Source organism: Pseudomonas sp. GW821-FHT01A09, from assembly GCF_058986725.1.
Map to the genome: position 1 here is coordinate 19,163 of NZ_JBYSWB010000026.1, position 19,146 is coordinate 38,308.

19 protein-coding genes are annotated in these 19,146 nt (G+C 64.4%); 11 read left to right on the forward strand and 8 right to left on the reverse strand.

The annotated features are described in order from the left end of the window. Positions 1-102: 102 nt before the first annotated feature. The 7 genes from AC3WJP_RS23260 to AC3WJP_RS23290 form a co-directional block, all read right to left on the reverse strand. On the reverse strand, positions 103-1,527 hold the full coding sequence (locus AC3WJP_RS23260; protein WP_493723208.1) for a gamma-aminobutyraldehyde dehydrogenase: 1,425 nt from the start codon (positions 1,525-1,527) through the stop codon (positions 103-105). 24 nt (positions 1,528-1,551) lie between these two features. Next, positions 1,552-2,361, reverse strand: a complete 810-nt coding sequence (locus tag AC3WJP_RS23265) for an ABC transporter permease (protein WP_493723207.1) — start codon at positions 2,359-2,361, stop codon at positions 1,552-1,554. Continuing rightward, positions 2,351-3,301 carry an ABC transporter permease gene (locus AC3WJP_RS23270; RefSeq protein ID WP_493723206.1) on the reverse strand — a complete coding sequence of 317 codons (951 nt, stop codon included), beginning with the start codon at positions 3,299-3,301 and terminating at the stop codon, positions 2,351-2,353. The genes AC3WJP_RS23265 and AC3WJP_RS23270 overlap by 11 nt, the downstream gene beginning before the upstream one ends. A gap of 1 nt (position 3,302) precedes the next feature. Then, complete coding sequence (locus AC3WJP_RS23275) at positions 3,303-4,343, reverse strand: ABC transporter ATP-binding protein (RefSeq protein WP_493723205.1); 1,041 nt, start codon at positions 4,341-4,343, stop codon at positions 3,303-3,305. 215 nt (positions 4,344-4,558) lie between these two features. Beyond that, entirely contained in the window at positions 4,559-5,710 is a 1,152-nt protein-coding gene (gene ydcS / locus AC3WJP_RS23280) for a putative ABC transporter substrate-binding protein YdcS (protein WP_493723204.1), read from the reverse strand. A gap of 79 nt (positions 5,711-5,789) precedes the next feature. Continuing rightward, positions 5,790-7,250 carry a gamma-aminobutyraldehyde dehydrogenase gene (locus tag AC3WJP_RS23285; RefSeq protein WP_493723222.1) on the reverse strand — a complete coding sequence of 487 codons (1,461 nt, stop codon included), beginning with the start codon at positions 7,248-7,250 and terminating at the stop codon, positions 5,790-5,792. Between the two features lie 135 nt (positions 7,251-7,385). After that, positions 7,386-8,300 (reverse strand): LysR family transcriptional regulator, encoded by a 915-nt coding sequence (locus AC3WJP_RS23290; protein ID WP_493723203.1) that lies wholly within the window; start codon positions 8,298-8,300, stop codon positions 7,386-7,388. 230 nt (positions 8,301-8,530) lie between these two features. On the opposite strand from AC3WJP_RS23290, the gene AC3WJP_RS23295 reads away from it, so the two are divergent. After that, complete coding sequence (locus AC3WJP_RS23295) at positions 8,531-9,208, forward strand: GntR family transcriptional regulator (protein ID WP_493723202.1); 678 nt, start codon at positions 8,531-8,533, stop codon at positions 9,206-9,208. 69 nt (positions 9,209-9,277) lie between these two features. On the opposite strand, the gene AC3WJP_RS23300 is transcribed toward AC3WJP_RS23295, so the two are convergent. Further along, positions 9,278-9,604, reverse strand: coding sequence for an NIPSNAP family protein (locus tag AC3WJP_RS23300; protein ID WP_493723201.1), 327 nt, complete (start codon positions 9,602-9,604; stop codon positions 9,278-9,280). A 170-nt stretch (positions 9,605-9,774) separates the two neighbouring features. Between AC3WJP_RS23300 and AC3WJP_RS23305 the strand changes: the two genes are divergently transcribed. The 10 genes from AC3WJP_RS23305 to AC3WJP_RS23350 all read left to right on the forward strand — a co-directional run bounded on the left by AC3WJP_RS23305 (position 9,775) and on the right by AC3WJP_RS23350 (position 19,134). Continuing rightward, complete coding sequence (locus AC3WJP_RS23305; protein WP_493723200.1) at positions 9,775-10,656, forward strand: NAD(P)-dependent oxidoreductase; 882 nt, start codon at positions 9,775-9,777, stop codon at positions 10,654-10,656. A gap of 13 nt (positions 10,657-10,669) precedes the next feature. Then, the gene (locus AC3WJP_RS23310; protein WP_493723199.1) at positions 10,670-12,097 is read left to right on the forward strand and encodes an aldehyde dehydrogenase family protein; all 1,428 of its coding nucleotides are present in this window, start codon (positions 10,670-10,672) and stop codon (positions 12,095-12,097) included. Positions 12,098-12,184: 87 nt separating this feature from the next. After that, positions 12,185-12,580: a carboxymuconolactone decarboxylase family protein gene (locus tag AC3WJP_RS23315; protein ID WP_493723198.1), complete on the forward strand. Its 396-nt coding sequence runs from the start codon at positions 12,185-12,187 to the stop codon at positions 12,578-12,580. A gap of 51 nt (positions 12,581-12,631) precedes the next feature. Next, positions 12,632-13,972, forward strand: a complete 1,341-nt coding sequence (locus tag AC3WJP_RS23320) for an MFS transporter (RefSeq protein WP_493723197.1) — start codon at positions 12,632-12,634, stop codon at positions 13,970-13,972. Positions 13,973-13,986: 14 nt separating this feature from the next. After that, a complete protein-coding gene (locus AC3WJP_RS23325) occupies positions 13,987-14,919 on the forward strand; it encodes an NAD(P)-dependent oxidoreductase (protein WP_493735698.1) in 933 nt (310 codons plus the stop codon). After that, entirely contained in the window at positions 14,916-15,305 is a 390-nt protein-coding gene (locus AC3WJP_RS23330; protein ID WP_493723196.1) for a cupin domain-containing protein, read from the forward strand. Before AC3WJP_RS23325 ends, AC3WJP_RS23330 begins: the two co-directional genes overlap by 4 nt. Positions 15,306-15,313: 8 nt before the next feature. After that, the gene (locus AC3WJP_RS23335; RefSeq protein WP_493723195.1) at positions 15,314-16,081 is read left to right on the forward strand and encodes a carboxymuconolactone decarboxylase family protein; all 768 of its coding nucleotides are present in this window, start codon (positions 15,314-15,316) and stop codon (positions 16,079-16,081) included. A gap of 46 nt (positions 16,082-16,127) precedes the next feature. Beyond that, positions 16,128-16,970: an N-acyl homoserine lactonase family protein gene (locus AC3WJP_RS23340; RefSeq protein ID WP_493723194.1), complete on the forward strand. Its 843-nt coding sequence runs from the start codon at positions 16,128-16,130 to the stop codon at positions 16,968-16,970. Next, entirely contained in the window at positions 16,967-17,734 is a 768-nt protein-coding gene (locus AC3WJP_RS23345; RefSeq protein ID WP_493723193.1) for an SDR family NAD(P)-dependent oxidoreductase, read from the forward strand. The genes AC3WJP_RS23340 and AC3WJP_RS23345 overlap by 4 nt, the downstream gene beginning before the upstream one ends. A 59-nt stretch (positions 17,735-17,793) precedes the next feature. After that, on the forward strand, positions 17,794-19,134 hold the full coding sequence (locus AC3WJP_RS23350) for an MmgE/PrpD family protein (protein WP_493723192.1): 1,341 nt from the start codon (positions 17,794-17,796) through the stop codon (positions 19,132-19,134). Positions 19,135-19,146: the final 12 nt, after the last annotated feature.

The window sequence follows — 19,146 nt, forward strand, 5'->3', positions numbered from 1 at the left end:
CCGCAGGATCGGCAGATTCTGGTTGTAGTGGTCCTGGGGCGCGCCGTGGGGGCGTCCCTGATTATTGTTCTGGGGGTAGGGCGCGAGGCCCCTGGCATCACATCAGTGCTTGAACATCACGTGCCGCACGGTGGTGTAGTCCTCCAGCCCGTACATGGACATGTCCTTGCCGTAGCCGGAGAGCTTCTGCCCGCCATGGGGCATTTCGCTCACCAGCATGAAGTGCGTGTTGACCCAGGTGCAGCCGTATTGCAGGCGGGCGGCCAGGCGGTGGGCGCGGCCGACGTCGGTGGTCCAGACCGAGGAGGCCAGGCCGTAGTCCGAGTCGTTGGCCCAGTCCAGCACCTGGGCTTCGTCGCTGAAGCGGGTCACCGACACCACCGGCCCGAATACCTCGCGGCGCACGATCTCGTCATCCTGCAGGGCATCGGCCAGTACCGTTGGTTCGAAGAAAAAGCCCTCGCCGGCCACGGCCTTGCCACCGGTGACCAGGCGGATATGCGGCTGCGCCACGGCGCGCTCGACGAAGCCCGCGACGCGGTCGCGGTGCTGGGCGGTGATCAGCGGGCCCAGTTCGGTACTCGGATCATCCTGCAGGCCATGCTTGAGGGTGCTGACGGCTGCGCCCAACTTTTCGACAAACCGGTCGTAGATACCCGCCTGGGCGTAGATGCGGCAGGCCGCGGTGCAGTCCTGGCCAGCGTTGTAGAAGCCGAAGGTGCGGATGCCTTCGACCGCGGCATCGATGTCGGCGTCGTCGAAGATGATCACCGGCGCCTTGCCGCCGAGCTCCATGTGCATGCGCTTCACGCTGTCCGCAGTGCCGGCGATGATGTTTGCACCGGTGGCGATGGAGCCAGTGAGCGACACCATGCGCACGCGCGGGTGGCTGACCAGCGGCTGGCCGACGCTCGGGCCACGGCCGAACACCAGGTTGAGCACGCCCGCCGGGAAGATATCGTTGGCCAGTTGCACCAGGCGCAGGGCAGTCAGCGGGGTCTGCTCGGAGGGCTTGAGCACCACGGTGTTGCCGGCGGCCAGGGCCGGGGCGATCTTCCAGGCGACCATCATCAGCGGGTAGTTCCAGGGCGCGATGGAGGCGATCACGCCCACCGGATCGCGGCGGATCATCGAGGTATGGCCCGGCAGGTATTCGCCGCCGGCCGAGCCGCTCAGGCAGCGGCTGGCGCCGGCGAAAAAGCGGAACACGTCGGCGATGGCCGGGATCTCGTCGTTCAGCGCTGCGCTGTAGGGCTTGCCACAGTTGTCCGACTCCAGCCGGGCCAGCTCCTCGCCATGGGCTTCGATGGCGTCGGCGAGCTTGAGCAGCAGCAACGAGCGATCCTTGGGCGTGGTCTGCGACCAGCTGGCGAAGGCGTGGTCGGCGGCACGCACGGCGGCATCCACCTGGGCTTCGCTGGCTTCGTTGATTTCCACCAGCACGCGGCCCAGTGCCGGGTTGAGCACCGCTTGCGCAGGGCCTTCGCCGGTCACCAATTGGCCGTTGATCAAGAGTTGGGTCTGCATGTCGTTGTCCCCGTAACGGTTGGTTTATTTGCCGCCACTGCCGGCCACGCTTTCGCCGCCGCGTGTCAGGTAGTAGGCGCCCAGGATGGGCAGCATGGTCACCAGCATCACCAGCATGGCGACCACGTTGGTCACCGGCACGTCGCGCGGCCGGCTGAGCTGGTTGAGCAGCCAGATCGGCAGGGTGCGTTCGTGCCCGGCGGTGAAGGTGGTGACGATGATCTCGTCGAACGACAGCGCAAACGCCAGCATGCCGCCGGCCAGCAGCGCCGAGCCGAGGTTGGGCAGGATGATGTAGCGAAAGGTCTGCCAGCCATCGGCGCCCAGGTCCATCGACGCCTCGATCAGGCTTTGCGAAGTACGCCGCAGGCGCGCGATGACGTTGTTGTAGACGATGACCACGCAGAAGGTGGCGTGGCCGACGATGATGGTGAACATGCCCGGCTCGATGCCCAGGGCCTTGAACGCCGACAGCAGGGCGATGCCGGTGATGATGCCGGGCAGGGCGATCGGCAGAATGAGCATCAGCGAGATGCCTTCCTTGCCGAAGAAGTTGCGCCGGTAGAGGGCCGCCGAGGCCAGGGTGCCGAGCACGATGGCGATCAGCGTGGCGACGCAGGCGATCTGCAGCGACAGCTTGATCGACTCCAGCACGTCGGGCCGCGCGAACGCGACGCTGAACCACTTCAGGGTGAAGCCCCGGGGTGGAAAGCTGAACGCCGCGTCTTCGGTGTTGAAGGCGTACAGGAAGATGATCAGGATGGGGAAGTGCAGGAACACCAACCCGCCCCAGGCGGCGAGGCGCAGGCCCCAGGAGGCTTTTTCAGAGTGCATCGAAGGCCCCCAGACGTTTCACGATGGACAGGTACACCGCGATCAGCACGATGGGCACCAGGGTGAAGGCCGCGGCCATCGGCATGTTGCCGATGGCGCCTTGCTGGGCGTAGACCATGCTGCCGATGAAGTACCCCGGCGGGCCGATCAGCTGCGGCACGATAAAGTCGCCCAGGGTCAGCGAGAAGGTGAAGATCGAACCCGCGGCGATGCCCGGCACCGACAGTGGCAGAACCACCTGCATGAAGGTCTGTCGCGGTTTGGCACCGAGGTCGGCGGAGGCTTGCAGCAACGAGGGCGGCAGGCGTTCCAGCGAAGCCTGGATCGGCAGGATCATGAACGGCAGCCAGATGTAGACGAACACCAGAAAGCGCCCCAGGTGCGAGGTCGACAGGGTGCTGCCGCCCACCCCAGGGATTTGCAACAGCCACTGCAACAGCGGCTCAAGGCCCAGGTGCTGGACGAACCACTGGGCCACGCCGCCCTTGGCCAGCAGCAGCGTCCAGGCATAGGCCTTGACGATGTAGCTGGCCCACATTGGCATCATCACCGCGATGTAGAAGAACGCTTTGCCGTTGCCGTGGGTGTGGCGCGCCATGTAGTAGGCGATCGGAAAAGCCACGATGGCGCTGGCGATCGATACCGCCACGGCCATGACCAGGGTGCGCACGATGATGTCGAAATTGGCCGGGTTGAACAGCGCGGCGAAGTTGGCCAGGGTCAGGTCCGCCGTGACCGCCATGGTGAAGTCGTCGAAGGTGTAGAAGCCTTGCCATAGCAGGTTGAGCAGCGAGCCGAGGTAGATCGCCCCGAACCAGATCAGCGGCGGCACCAGCAGCATCGCCAGGTAGAGGTTGGGCTTGCGGTACAGCAGATTGGAAAAGCGCCGCAATGCTGAAACGCTGGGCGTCGGCAGGTGTTTTTCCAGGGCCAGGGTCATGTCACAGGCCCTCGCTCAGGGCGGTGTCGCGCAGGGCGGTCATGGCCTCGCGGGGCCAGCGCGCGTTGAGGCGCTGGCCGGGCTGCAGAGCGCTGTCGTGAGCCTGCCATTCGCTGTTGGCCTGGCTGATGGCGAGGGTCTGGCCACCGTCGAGCTTGAGTTCGTAGCGGGTCGAACTGCCTTGGTACTGGATGTCGTGCAGCAGGCCGCTGACGCTGACTTCGTGGCTGGCGACGGCGCTGTCGCCCAGACGGATATGTTCCGGGCGGATCGAGAAGGGCAGGTCGCTGCCGCTCAGTTGTCGCGCCAGCTCGCCGCGCAGCACGTTGGAGGTGCCGACGAACTCGGCGACGAAGGTGGTGGCCGGCTTCATGTAGAGGTTGCGCGGGGTGTCGACCTGTTCGATGCGGCCCTTGTTGAACACCGCTACGCGGTCGGACATCGACAGCGCTTCGGTCTGGTCGTGGGTGACGAAAATGAAGGTGATGCCCAGCTGGCGTTGCAGCTTTTTCAGTTCGCCCTGCATCTGCTCGCGCAGCTTGAGGTCAAGGGCGCCGAGGGGTTCGTCCAGCAGCAGTACCCGCGGGCGGTTGACCAGCGCGCGGGCCAGGGCCACGCGCTGGCGCTGGCCGCCGGACAGCTGCACCGGCTTGCGCTCGCCATAGCCATCGAGCGCGACCATGGCCAGGGCTTCCTGGGCACGGGCCAGGCGCTCGGCCTTGCCCACGCCTTTGACTTTCAGGCCGTAAGCCACGTTGTCACGCACGTTCATGTGCGGGAACAGCGCGTAATCCTGGAACACCGTGTTCACGTCGCGCTCGTAGGGTGGCAGGCCCGCGGCCTCTTCGCCATGGATGCGGATGGAACCGGCGCTGGGTTGTTCGAAGCCTGCGATCAGGCGCAGGCAGGTGGTCTTGCCCGAGCCCGACGGGCCCAGCATGGAGAAGAACTCGCCGTCCTGGATATCGATGGAAACCCGGTCAACGGCCTTCACTTCACCGAACAGACGGGAGACGTGGGTGAACTGGACTGCAAGCGTCATGGTGCGGTGCTCCGAAAAGACAAGATGCGATCGCGTGGCTGGGCAACGCTGTGGCGTGCCAATACGGGCCCTTTCGCAGGCAAGCCTTGCTCCCACAGATGTACACCTGTGGGAGCGAGGCATGTATCCCACAGGCGCACACCTGTGGGAGCGAGGCTTGCCCGCGAAGAGGCCGGTAGCGTCGACGCAGGTATTGCAGTTAACCGCAGAGCATTTCAGCGCCCGCCCATGATCGCGATGTAATCCTGGGTCCAGCGGCTATACGGCACGAACTTGCCGCCCTCGGCCTGCGGAGTGGTCCAGAAGGCGAGCTTGTCGAACTGATCGAAGCCGTTGCTCTTGCACCCCTCGGCGCCCAGCAGTTCGCTGCCCTGACAAGCGGCGGGCACTGCGGGCAGGGAGCCGAACCAGGCGGCTACGTCGCCCTGCACCTTGGGCTGCAACGACCAGTCCATCCACTTGTAGGCGCAGTTGGGGTGCTGGGCGTCGGCATGCAGCATGGTGGTGTCGGCCCAGCCGGTGGCGCCTTCCTTGGGAATGGTCGAGGCCACAGGCTGGTTGTCGGCCTTCAGGCCGTTGACCATGTAGCCCCAGGAACTGGACGCCACCACGCCTTCGTTCTTGACGTCGCTCATCTGCACGGTCGCGTCATGCCAGTAGCGATGCACCAGCGGATGCTGGGCGCGCAACAGGTCAAGCACGGCCTTGTACTGGGTTTCGGTCAGCTCGTAAGGGTTGTTGATGCCCAGTTCCGGCTTGGCGCTCTTGAGGTAAAGGGCGGCGTCGGCGATGTAGATCGGCCCGTCGTACGCCTGGACCCGGCCCTTGTTGGGCTTGCCGTCGGGCAGGTCCTGGGGCTCGAACACCACGCCCCAACTGGTGGGTGCGGTCTTGAAAGTATTGGTGTTGTACAGCAGCACGTTGGGGCCCCACTGGTACGGGGTGCCGTAGGTCTGCTTGTTGACCACATACCAGGGGCCGTCCTTGAGGCGCGGATCGAGGTTCTTCCAATTGGGGATCAGCGCGGTGTTGATGGCTTGCACACGCTTGCCGGCGATCAAGCGCAGCGAGGCGTCGCCCGAGGCGGTGACCAGGTCGTAGCCGCCCTTGGCCATGAGGCTGACCATCTCATCGGAGGTGGCGGCGGTCTTGACGTTGACCTTGCAGCCGGTCTCCTTCTCGAACCCGGTGACCCAGTCGTAGGCCTTGTCGCTTTCGCCCCGTTCGATGTACCCGGGCCACGCCACGATATCCAGTTGACCTTCACCGGCGCCGACCGCTTTGAGCGGTTCGGCGGCCTGCAGGCTGACGCTGGTCAGCAGGGCGGTGGTCAATGTGCTGAGCAGTGCCGTCTTGTGCACGTACATGGTTTTCCCTCTTCTTTAATTATGGTCGGGGCAGTGGCGAACGGGTGCGGCGGTGCAGCTCGTTATTGGAATGTGTGCATCAATTCAGGTGATCGCCGTGGCGCGCCATGATGTGGCGCACCACGCTGTAGTCCTGCAACGAATCGCTGGACAGGTCCTTGCCGTAGCCCGAGCGCTTGAGACCGCCATGGGGCATCTCGCTGGTGAGCATGAAGTGGCTGTTGATCCAGGTGCAGCCGTACTGCAGCCGCGCGGCCACCTGCATGGCCTTGTCCAGATTCTGCGTCCAGATCGAGGAGGCCAGGCCGTATTCCGAATCGTTGGCCCAGTCCACTGCCTGGCTCAGCTGCTCGAAGCGGGTCACGGTGACCACTGGGCCGAACACCTCGCGTTGGACGATCTCGTCGCTCTGCCGGCAGCCCGCCAGCAACGTTGGCTGATAGAAGAACCCGGGCCCGGAATGCACCGCCGCGCCGGTGATGCGCTCGATATGGGGCTGGCCCAGCGCGCGCTCGACGAAGCTGGCCACCCGGTCACGCTGGCGCGAGCTGATCAGCGGGCCCAGTTCGTTGTCGGCGTCGCGCTTGCCGGCGAAACGCAGGCTGCTGACCGCCGCGCCGAGTTCGGCCACCAGCTTGTCGTGGATGCCGGCCTGGGCATAGATGCGGCAGGCGGCGGTGCAATCCTGGCCGGCGTTGTAATAGCCGTAGCTGCGCACGCCCTGGACCACCGCGTCGAGATCGGCGTCGTCGCAGACGATTACCGGCGCCTTGCCGCCCAGTTCCAGGTGAGTGCGCTTTACGGTCTTGGCGGCGGCCTGGAGGATTTTCTGCCCGGTGACGATATCGCCGGTCAGCGACACCATGCGCACTTTCGGGTGGCTGACCAGGTGGCTGCCGACGCCTTCGCCGCCGCCACAGACGATGTTCAGCACGCCGCGCGGCAACAACTCGTTAAGGACCGGCGCCAGCGCCAGGATCGACAGCGGGGTGTGTTCGGACGGCTTGAACACCAAAGTGTTGCCGGCGGCCAGGGCCGGTGCGATCTTCCACGCGGCCATCATGATCGGGTAGTTCCAGGGCGCGATGGAGGCGACTACGCCGATTGGATCGCGGCGCACCATGCTGGTGTAGCCCGGCACGTACTCGCCCGCCAGTTGCCCGGTCTGGCAACGCACGGCGCCGGCGAAGAAGCGAAACACGTCGACTGTGGCGTTGAGGTCGTCCTGACGCGCCAGGTGCAGCGGCTTGCCGCAGTTCAGGGCTTCGAGGCGGGCCAGGTGGTCGGCGTGCTTGAGCACCGCGTCGGCGATCGCCAGCAGGATGTTGGCCCGCTGCTGCGGCGTGGTCCGTGACCAGTCGGCGAACGCGCGGTGGGCGGCGAGGATAGCGGTCTCGACCTGCTCGGGGCTGGCCTCGGCGACATGCGTCAGCACCTCGGTGGTGGCCGGGTTGATGATGGCTTCGGCGACACCCTGACCGGCGACCAGTTCGCCATCGATCAGCAACAGGGTGGACAGGGGAGTCGGGGCACCGGCCATTTTGCGTATTCTCTTGGATGCGGTAGGCAAGGTCAGGCTCCTGGAAGCCGCCCTCGCGCCCTGGCGTCTGGATGCACAGAGACTAGTGCGCGAGCGGGCGCTCGACAAATTCTAAATACTGAACGCAGCATTCGATTAAATCGATAGCCGGCGTCCGCCATTGGGTTGTTCGCGTGCCACGGTCAGAAAGGGGTCGACCAGCGCCGGTCGCGCCGTGCCGCGGCGCCAGGCAAGGCCGACGTCCAGTGTCTGGCTCAGGTCGGCCAAAGGCCGCGCCTCGATGATGTCGCCTTCCAGCGACCAGGGCCGGTAGGTCATGTCCGGCTGGATCGAAACCCCCAGCCCCGCCGCCACCAGGCTGCGCACCGCCTCGGTGGACGCCGTGCGCAGGGTGATGCGCGGCGCCAGCCCGGCACCGGCCCAGATGCGCTGGGCGTTGCGGTCCATTTCATCGACGTTGAGCTGGATCAGCGGCTCCCGGGCCACGTCCGCAAGGTTGATGCTGTCGTGTTCCAGCAGCGGATGCTGCGCCGGCAGCCACAGGCGGTGCGGGGAATGGGTCAGCACTTCGGTCTGCAGGGCGTGACGGTCTTCGAGGTTGGAGAGGATCAACACGCCGACATCGATTTCGCCGCTGACCAGCAAGTGCTCGATATAAGGCCGCTCGTCCTCCAGCACGCGAATCTCGACATTGGGATAGGCGCGCTGAAAGCGGGTCACCAGGTCGGCCAGGTAATACCCGGCCACCAGGCTGGTGACGCCGACGATCAACTGCCCGGCCACCTGGTCGGTGCTCTGTTGCAGGCTGCGCTTGGCGTTGTCGACGGTGGCCAGGATCAAGTGTGCCTGGCGCAGAAACTGGTGGCCCTGGTGGGTCAGGGTCATGCCCTTGGCGTGGCGGTTGAACAGGCTGACGCCAATCTCTTCTTCCAGTTGCTGGATGGCCAAGGTCAGGGTCGACTGGGAAATGAACACCGCCTGGGCCGCAGCGGAGATGGAGCCGGTTTCAGCCACGGCGATGAAATGACGGATCTGGCGAAGGGTCATCATGATCGGCGCTACTCGGTGAACGTTTTTATGGATGACCGGGAGTGTATATCTTTTTAATCGATGGGCCTGCCATGAGGCCACGGGCGAGATTTAAATTTCCGTGAGAGGCTGTAATACAATACGATCGCGTTTGCCGGGGCCGAACCATGAAGGTCGCGCCCTGGCCTTCGATCTGGCGGCTTGCGCTCCCCAAGTCCCGCCGTGAATTTTCAGGTCAACAGGAATACAGAATGAAAGTACAACGCCAGGCGTCGTCTTTGCGCCACCAAGTGCAGGATGCATTGCGCAATGAAATCATCTCGGGGCGCTTCAAGCCCGGGGATCGGCTGGTGGAACAGCAGCTGTACACCGCGTTGGATGTCAGCCGCACTTCACTGCGCGAGGCGTTGCGCCAGCTTGAAGCCGAAGGACTGGTGGAGCAGGTGCCGCATCGGGGTGCCTACGTCGCCTCGGTGGATGCCAAGGATGCCATTCAGATCTACGACGTGCGTGGCGCGCTGGAGGTCCTGGCGGTACGCAACTTCGTGCGTTACGCCAGCGACGAAGATATCCGCGAGCTGGATCAAGTGTTCGGCGAGTTCGTCGAGCAGTCCCACACCGAGACCCTTGGCGCCGCGCTGCTGGACATCAAGCGGCGCTTTTACCATGTGCTGCTGGACATCGAACAAAGCCGGGTGGTTGGCGGCATGCTGGAGCAGTTGAACAACCGTGTCAGCCTGTTGCGCGCCTTGTCACTGGGGCGCGAAGGGCGGATGCCGCATACCCTGGCCGAACTCAAGGAGATCGTGCGCAATATCCAGCTGCGCGATGAGGAGGGCGCCTGCGCTGCGGCGCTGCGGCATGTCGAGAATGCCTCGAAGAACGTTCTCGAACTCCTGGCCCTCAGCGATGGACATTCAGTCCGATAGCGCTCAGACGCAAACGAGTGCGCCCGTCCTGAACGGGCGCACTCGGTAGCCATCAGCTCATCAGGCACTTCAGCGCAACGCTGAATAAGCCGTCGGCGTCAGGATCTGGCTCTCGATGCGCTCGACGATGATCGTCTGCGCTTCGCTCGCCGCCCGCTTGGCGATCCATTCGGCATCGCTCTGAAAGGCATTCCACTTGGTTTCCCGCTCCGCCAGGCTTTCCCATTGCAGCAGATAGGTCAGCGAATGGTTGCTGGGGCCGATCAGTGTGGTCCAGAAGCCGATCTGGCGAATGCCGTAAGTTTCGAAAAAGCCCAAGGTGGTGCCGCTGAAGCGCTCGTGCAACGCCGGCAGCCTGCCGGGTGCGCAGTGGTAGGTACGCATTTCAACAATCATTCCGTAACTCCTCGAAGGTGCCGCTGGTAGGAACCTGGAGATTATCCTATTGACCGATTGTATGACAGTAATATAGTTTGATTTCCATTGCAGGCAAGCTCATGTCGCCGTTTTGCATGATGCGCCTCGACCCGAATTTCAAGAATCATAAAAACCAGTAGGGGACAAACATGACGCAACCTCGACGGATCGGCTTCATAGGCCTGGGGATGATGGGCCTGCCGATGACCACCCGCCTCGCCAAGGCCGGCTTCGAACTCTTCCTGGCGGATGCCGACGCCGGTCGTTTGCACGATGTGCAGAGCACCCTGAACGCCGCCGCGCTGACGGCCGACAATGCCGCCGAACTCGACATACTCATTACCATGCTGCCCAATTCGAACATCGTCGAAGCCGTGCTGCTTGGCGCGGATGGTTGGGCTGGGCGGTTGAGCGCCGGCGCTGTGGTGATCGACATGAGCTCCTCGGAGCCCGCGCGTTCTCGCGAACTGGGGCAAAAGCTCAAGGCCGTGGCGCTCGAATACCTCGACGCCCCGGTGTCCGGCGGGGTCAAACGCGCGGTGGATGGCAGCCTGGCGATTCTGGTGGGCGGCAGCGAGGCGGTGATGCAATCCTGCCGCCCGGTGCTGGACGCCATGGGCAAGAACATCCTGCACATTGGCGACGCCGGCGCCGGCCACGCGGCCAAGGCGCTGAACAACTTCGTCTCGGCGGCAGGCTTGATGGCCACGGTCGAAGCGCTGCATGTGGCCAAACGCTTCGGCATCGACCCGGGGGTGATGGTCGATGTACTCAACGCCTCCAGCGGCGGCACCAATACGTCGTTGAACAAGGCCCGCCAATTCATGCTCAGCGGCACCTTCGGCTCGGGCTTTTCCATGCTGCTGATGAACAAGGACCTGAAAATCGCCAAGGGCCTGTCCGACGCGCTGGACTATCCGCTGACGTTCGGTCAGCGCGCGATCGAGGTCTGGGGGCAGGTGGCCGAAGCGGCCACGCCGACCACCGACCACACCGAGATGTACCGCATGCTGGCCAACGAAGGCGAGTGAAGGAGCCTGCCCCATGTCTCACGCCGCCTGTTTTTACATCGATGGTCGCTGGGTCGAGCCGGCGTCGCCAACATGGTTCGAGGTCATCGATCCGGCCACTGAAACGGTGGTCGAGCGCCTGGCCATGGGCGCTGCGACCGACGTCGACGCTGCCGTGGCCGCCGCCCGTGCCGCCTTGCCTGGCTACGCGCGGACCAGCGTTGCCGAGCGCATCGCCTTGCTCGAACGCATCGTCGCCATCTACCGCCGTCGTCAGGAAGAGTTCGCCCAGGCCATACGCATCGAAATGGGCTCGCCGATCAGCTTCGCGCGCAACTTCCAGGTGCCCCGTGGCTGGCTGCATTTGAATCAGATGATCGAGGTGCTGCGTCACTTCGAATTCGAGCAAGCGCTCGGCAGCACCTTGATTCGTCACGAGCCGGTGGGCGTCTGCGGGCTGATCACCCCCTGGAACTGGCCGATCAATCAGATCGTGGTCAAGGTCGGCCCTGCCTTGGCGGCCGGCTGCACCATGGTGCTCAAACCCAGTGAATATTCGCCCCTGAGCAGCCTGCTGTTCGCCGAAGTGCTGGCCGAAGCCGGGGTGCCGAAGGGCGTGTTCAACCTGGTCAACGGCGACGGCCCAGGTGTCGGCGCGGCCTTGGCGGCGCATCCCGACGTCGACATGCTGTCGTTCACCGGTTCGACCCGCGCAGGCGTGCTGGTGGCCAAGACGGCGGCGGACACGGTCAAGCGCGTGGCGCAGGAGCTGGGTGGCAAATCGGCGAACATCCTGCTCGACGATGTCGACCTGCACGATGCTGTGACCCGCGGTGTCGCCGCCAGCTTCACCAACAGCGGCCAATCGTGCTCCATCCCCACCCGCATGCTGGTGCCGCGCGCGCTGATGGCCGAGGCGATGCAGATCGCGAGGACGGCCGCCGAGGGCTACCAGGTCGGCGCGACCAGCGACGAAGCCACTCAGCTCGGCCCGCTGGTCAACCGCGCGCAATTTGATCGCGTGCAGGCCTTGATCCAGAGCGGCATCGAGCAGGGTGCGCAGTTGCTCACCGGTGGCCTCGGCCGCCCGGCCAGCCTGACCACGGGCTACTACGTCAAACCCACAGTGTTCGCCCAGGTGACGCCGGAGATGAGCATTGCCCAGGAAGAAATCTTCGGCCCGGTGCTGTCGATGATCGCCTACGACAGTGAGGCGCAAGCGGTCGCCATCGCCAACGGTACCCACTATGGCCTGGCCGCCTATGTGCAATCGGCCGACCCGCAGCGGGCCCGTGACATGGCCCGGCAACTGGTGGCGGGCACGGTGCACCTGAATTATCCGCCTGCCGACTTTGCCGCGCCCGTGGGCGGTGTCAAACGCTCGGGCAATGGCCGCGAGTGGGGCGAATACGGATTGCGCGAATATCTGGAAGTGAAATCCCTGGTCGGCTATGGCAGCTGACGAAGGCGCGGGCGTCCTGACACAAAAAAATTTACCCGTTTTAGTTGTATGACAATCAGTCGATCGTACGAATGAGGTAACTCCACAATGGAAGACAGCGACCGTTTCAATCAAGGCTTCAACAACCGCAAGGAAGTGCTCGGCGACCGCCACGTCGAGAAATCCTGGGCCGCGGCGGACGACTTCAACCGGCCCATGCAAAAGCTTGTGACCGAGTACTGCTGGGGCGAGATCTGGGGTGACCCGACGCTGTCGTTCAAGACCCGCAGTCTCATCAACATCGCCATGCTCACCGCCATGAGCCAGCACCATGAGCTCGCCGTGCACGTGCGCGGCGCGCTGCGCAACGGCGTGACCACCGAGGAGATTCGCGCGGTACTGATGCAGGCCGCAGTGTATTGCGGCGCGCCCTTGGGCCTGGCGGCCTTTCGGGTGGCCTCGCAAGCGATCAAGGCCTACGAGGACGAAACCGCCGCCACCTGACCCGACTCACCCCTCAACGCTTGCGTCCGACAATAACTATAAGGAAACGTCATGAGCACCTACTCCCCGGCCAGATCGGTGGCTGAAACCGATCAGTCGATCGAGAAGAAAAGAAGAAACGCCATCAAGGGCGCGTTCTTCTCCGAATACATCGATATGTTCGACATCTATTTGCCGGTGGTGGTGTTGTCGCCGGTGCTGTTCTTCTTCCAGCCCGCGCAGCTGTCACCGGGCATGGCGGCGATTCTGGCCTCGCTGGTGTTCATCACCACGCTGCTGGGGCGTCCCATCGGCGCGTTGCTGTTCGGCATGATCGCCGACAAGACCGGGCGGCGCATGGCGTCGATCTACTCGGTTTCCGGCTTCGGCGTGGTGACCCTGCTGATTGCCTTGCTGCCGGGTTACGAGAGCATCGGCATCGCCTCCTATTGGGCGCTGGTGCTGCTGCGTTTCGTCGACGGCATTTTTCTCGGCGGTGGCTATACAGGCGCCATGCCGCTGGCCATCGAGTACTCGAAAAAGCATCAGCGCGGCTTTGTCGGCGGGCTGATCATCGCCGGCTTTCCGCTGGCCTACGTCAGCATCAACCTGGTGGCGATGCTGATGTTCATGCTGTTCCCGCTGGACGGCCCGGGCTCGCCCTACGTGCAATGGGGCTGGCGGATTCCGTTCGTGATCGGCGCGGTGCTGGCGGGCGTGCTGGCGTTGTACTACGTCTACGCGGTATCGGAATCGGAAATCTGGGAGAGCGAAACCGGCAACAAACCGCGGGACAAACTGCCGCTGTCCGATCTGCTCAAGGGCAAGAGCGGACGCAACCTCCTGCAAGTGTTGGTGATGATGACCGGCTTCTGGCTGACCCAGAACATCATCACCATCTTTTTGCCCACCGGCCTGCTGAGGAACACCTTGCACCTGTCCGGGCTGGAGGTCACCGGCACCTTGCTGATCGCGTATGCGGTGCTGTTCTTCAGCTACATCGGCGCGGGGATGATCGGCCAGAAAATCGGCCGACGCCGGTTCTTCCTCATCATCGGGCCGATCATCGCCACCCTGGGCGCGGCGATCATGTACGTGCTGGCCAATGTTCCTGGGCTGTCGCTCCCGGTGGTCATGGCGTTGGTGTGCGTGCTCTCGGTGCTGGTGACCGCGCCCTGGGGCGTGATCGTGACCTACATCAACGAGCGTTTCGTGACCGACGTCCGCGCCACCGGTTTCGGCGTCGGCTTCAGCCTGTCGGTGATCATCCCGTCGTTCTACGCCTTTTACATGGCCTGGTTGGGCAACTTCATGCCGTTCACCGTAACGCCCGTGGTGCTGCTGGTGATCGGCGGGGTGATCGGCACCCTCGGTGCCTACATGGGGCCGGAAACCAAAGACGTGGATTTCTAGCATCCGCCGCCCCACTGCATAGGAGGAGAACATTCGTGAACAACACAACCCTGGGTTTCATCGGGCTCGGCAACATGGGTGGGCGCATGACCCGCTGCCTGGTCAACGCCGGCCTCAACGTGCTCGGTCTTGACACCGACAGCACACGCGTCCAGGCCGCAGGCGCACAGCTGGCAACCTCGCTAGGCCAGGTCGCCGCCGAGGCGGGCGTGGTCTTGCTGTCGTTGCCCGACAGCAAGGTCGTCGAGGCCGTGGTCGAGGGTCCGCACGGGCTGCTGGCGCACTGCCGCGAGGGGCAGGTGGTGGTGGATCTGAGCACCGCAGCGGCCAGTTCGACCATGCGCCTGCACGGCCTGTTCGCCGAGCGTGGCGTGCAGTACATCGACGCCGGAATCTCCGGTGGTGCGGCCGCCGCGGAAAAAGGCGCCTTGACCCTGATGGTCGGCGGTGATGCGGCCACGGTGGAGGCGCTGGCCTGGGTGTTCAAGCCCATTGCCAGCAAGGTGTTCCTCATGGGCCCCAGCGGTGCCGGGCACACCACCAAGCTGCTCAACAACTTTCTCAATGCGGTGAGCCTGGCCGCGACCGCCGAGGTGATGGTAGCGGGCAAAAAGGCCGGGCTCGACCTGCACCGCCTGCTCGATGTGCTCAACAGCAGCAGCGGGGTGAATTTCGCCACGCTCAACCGCTTCCCGCACATCGTCGATGGCAACTACCTCGAAGGCGGCCTGACCGGCAAATTGATGAGCAAGGACGTGGTGCTTTACCTCGACCGCGTGCGCGAACTGGGTGTTGCCTCGCTCAACGCTTCCGGCCCGCTGGCCAGTTTCGGCCTGCAGGTGGCGCTGGGTTACGGCGATCAGATCAGCAACAGAGTGGTGGATGCCATCGGCGATATGTCCGGCGGCGTGCGCCTGCATGAATCGACAGAAGAGGGCAAGCCATGAAGGTCTTTTACGGTAGCGTCGAAGGCGCAGTGTCCGAACAGCGCGGCGCCACTTTTACCGGGGTGGTCTGGGCCGACCCGGTGATGCCGACCACTGACGGGGTGACGATCAACAACGTATCGTTCAACCCAGGCGCACGCACCCACTGGCATCACCATGAGGTGGGCCAGGTGCTGTACGTCACCGCCGGCAGCGGCTGGATCTGCCTGGAGGGCAGCCAGCCACGAGCGATCCGCCAGGGCGACACGGTGTGGATCGGCCCCGGAGAACGCCACTGGCACGGCGCCAACAGCCAGCACTTCATGGTTCACACGGCGACCTCCATCGGCCAGACCGTATGGCAGGAAGCGGTCACCGACGCCGATTATCTGCGCAGCGCAGGTTGAGGAGCGCCATGAACCTTACAGCCAGACAACAACAGGTAAAAGATGCCTTCGAGCACGGTGGCGGCCGCTGGAGTCCGGCCTGGGACAGCCTGCTGCGCCTCGACCCCGGCTTCGTCGCAGCCTATGCCGGCTTCGCGGCCGTGCCGTGGCGCAAGAACCACCTGCCCGACAAGGTCAAGGCGTTCATCGCCCTGGCGGCCAGTGCCGCTGCGACCCACCTGTATCGCCCCGGCATCGACCAGCATCTGCAGGCGGCGCTGGCCCATGGCGCCACCCGTGAAGAGCTGGTGGAGGTGCTGGAATTGATCAGCACCGTCGGCATCCATGCGGCAAATGTCGGCGTGCCGGTGCTGCTCGAAGTGCTCGAAGAGGAGGGCCTGCGCGAAGGGGCTGCGCCACTGGACGCTCGGCGCGAAGCACTGAAGAGCAGCTTTGTCGGCAACCGCGGTTACTGGCATTGCTCGTGGGAGGGTTTGCTGGAGCTGGACCCGGAGCTGTTCGAAGCCTACGTCGAGTTCTCTTCGGTGCCTTGGCGAACCGGCGTGCTGGAACCCATGGTCAAGGAATTGATGTATTGCGCCTTTGATGCCGCCGCCACCCATCTCTACGTGCCGGGCCTCAAATTGCACATGCGCAATGCGCTGCGCTACGGCGCCACCGCAGAGCAAATCATGGAAATGCTCGAGATCGTCAGCGTCATCGGTATCCATGGCGCGCTCGAAGCGGCGCCCTTGCTCGAACAAGCGCTTGATCGGCAACCCCGAGGCGCTCAATAGCGCCGTCCCTTGTCGCCCCGATAACAATAACAATGGAGTTCCGCCCATGAGTACGCCATCCACGGCAGCCAGCCCCGACTGGACCGACGCTGAAGTGATAGTGGTGCGTTACGGCACCCGCCAGACCAGCAAAAGCGAGTGCTACTACAACTTTCGCGCCTACCACGAGCCCGACGCGCAGATCACCATGGATTACTTCTTCTGGATCTTTCGCAACGCCGAACAGACCATCGTCATCGACACCGGCTTCAGCCCCCAGGCCGCCATGGCCCGGCGTCGACAGCCGGTGGTAGCGCCGGCCGATGCACTGACGCGCCTGGGCATCGATCCGCTCGACGTCAAACTGCTGGTGCTGACCCACGCGCACTACGACCATGCCGGCAATCTGGGGCTGTTCCCCAATGCCCAGATCGTCATGTCGCGGCGCGAGTTCGAGTTCTGGAACTCCGACATGGGCCAGCGCCCGCAGTACCTGCACCATGCCGACCCGCTGGACCTGGCGTTCGTTCAAGCGCTGCACCGCGAGGGCCGCGTCACCTTGCTCGACGCGCCGCGCAACACGTTGATCCCGGGTATCGAACTGCATGAGCTCGGCGGCCATACTCCGGGGCAACTGGCGGTGGTCGTGGAGATGCCCCAAGGCCCGGTCATTCTGGCCTCGGACGCCATTCACTATTACGACGAGCTGGAGCAGGACCGGCCCTTCGCGGTCATCGACAGCCTGGCCGACATGTACCGCGGCTACGAGCAGATCCGCGAGTGGCTGCAACGCCCCGGCGCCGTGGTGATCCCCGGCCATGACCCGGACGTGATGCAGCGTTTCGCCGCAGTCGATGCCGGTGATCCCTCGTTCGCCGTGCACATCCAGGCGAGCGGAGCGCAGCCATGAAGGACCGCGTTGCGCTGATCACCGGGTCATCCGACGGCCTCGGCCTGGCCATGGGCAAGGCCCTGGCCGCTGCCGGCTGTGAGGTGGTCCTGCACGGGCTGGCGGCGCCGGACGAGCTGCGCCAGACCTGCGCCGAGTTGATGCAGGCCTACGGCGTAAGGGTGCGCTACGTGCAGGCCGACCTGTCGCAGGCCGCGCAGATCGACGAACTGATCGAGGTAGCGGGCCGGGTCGACGTGCTGGTCAACAACGCCGTGGTCCGGCATTTCGCCCCGCTTGAAGACTTGCCCCTGGCGCGCTGGGAGCAGGCGTTGGCGGTGAACCTCACTGCCGCGTTTCGGGCGAGCCAGTTGGTATTGCCCGGCATGCGTGAACGGCGCTGGGGACGCATCTTCAATCTGTCTTCCGCTTATGGCTCACGGGCCATCGCCAATCGCATCGACTACGTCACCACCAAGACCGCGCTGCTGGGCCTGACCCGGGCGATCGCCGTTGAAACCCTGGGCCAGGGCATCACCTGCAATGCCGTCTGCCCAGGTTCGGTGCTCACGCCCAATATCGACAGCCGCCTGACCGAGCTGATGGCGCAACAGCAGCTGGATCGCGAGACCGCCACACGGGTGTTCCTGCAAGGCAAGCAGGGCACCGGGCGATTCATCGACGCCAACCATGTGGCGGACCTGATCGTGTTTCTGTGCAGCGAGTCGGCGCAGTCGATCACCGGCGCGACCTTGCCGGTGGATGACGGCTGGATGGCCAACTGACGATCGAAGGCCAGCCGAACATCAATGCGTCCCTCCGACGAACAGAATGGACAAGCACCATGACCCAGACCCTGAGCCTGCAGCTGGCCGAGTTCATCCAGGCGACCCGCTGGTCCGACGTGCCCGGCCCGGTGCGCCATGAAGCCCAGCGGGCGCTGATCAATTATTTCGCGGTGGCGCTCGCTGGTTGCAGTGACCCGGACGTGATCAAGGCGATCCGGCTATTCGGCCGTTTCAACGCTGGCGGGCAGGCGCGGGTGATCGGCCGTGGCGAAGCGCTCGACCTGCTCAACGCCGCCGCCTTGAATGCCATGAGCGCCAACGTCTTCGACTACGACGACACCCATATCCCGACCATCCTGCACCCGACGGCGCCGGTGGCCGCCGCGCTGTTCGCCCTGGCACAGACCCGGCCGGTGAGCGGTGAGCAACTGCTGTTGGCATTCGTGCTCGGTGTCGAGATCGAGTGCCGCCTGGCCATGGCGATCTCCCCGGAGCATTACCGCCGTGGCTGGCATATCACTGCCACCTGCGGGGTGTTCGGAGCGGCTGCGGCGGCTGGCAAGATCCTCGGCCTGGATGCCCGGCAACTGGTCTGGGCCTTCGGCAATGCCAGCGCCCAGGCCTCGGGGTTGGTGGAAACCCTGGGCAGTGCGGCGAAAAGCATCGGCGTCGGCAATGCCGCGCGCAATGGCCTGTTGTCGGCATTGCTCGCGCAAGACGGCTTTGCCGGCCCAGACCAGCCGCTGGAGGGCGAGCGCGGCTTTCTCAAGGTCTTCGGCGAAGCGCCGCGCCTTGAACCGCTCGGCGCCGACCTGGGCCAACGTTGGGAATTGCTGGCCAATACCTATAAGCCCTATCCCTGTGGCGTGGTGCTTAATCCGGTGATTCAGGCATGCCTGGAACTGGCCCAGGACCGCGATTGGCAGCTGGACGACATTCAACGCATCGAACTCACCGGCCATCCGTTGCTGCGTCAACGCACCGACCGTCCGGCTATCACGCTTGGTCGGCAGTCCCAGGTCAGCGCGCAGCATGCCGTGGCAGTGAGCCTGGCAACCGGACGCGCCGGGCTGGCCGAATTCAGCGACGCCGCCGTCGCCGATCCGCGCCTGCGGGCGCTCTACGGGCGGGTGCACTTCATCGATGACGCAACCTGCTCGGTGGAGTCGGCGCAGGTGCGCGTTCTGTTCCGCTCGGGCCAGGTCCTCAGCAGTTTCATCGAACGCTGTACCGGCAGCTTGCAGGCGCCTCTGAGTGATCGGCGCCTGGAGGACAAACTGCGTGAACTCTGCGCGTATGGCCGATCCGGTTGTGCCCCCCAACCGCTGATCGATGCGCTGTGGCGGCTTGAACACGCAAACGATGCCGGCGCCCTGATGCGCCTGGCCAGTCTCTGATCAACAGGAGTT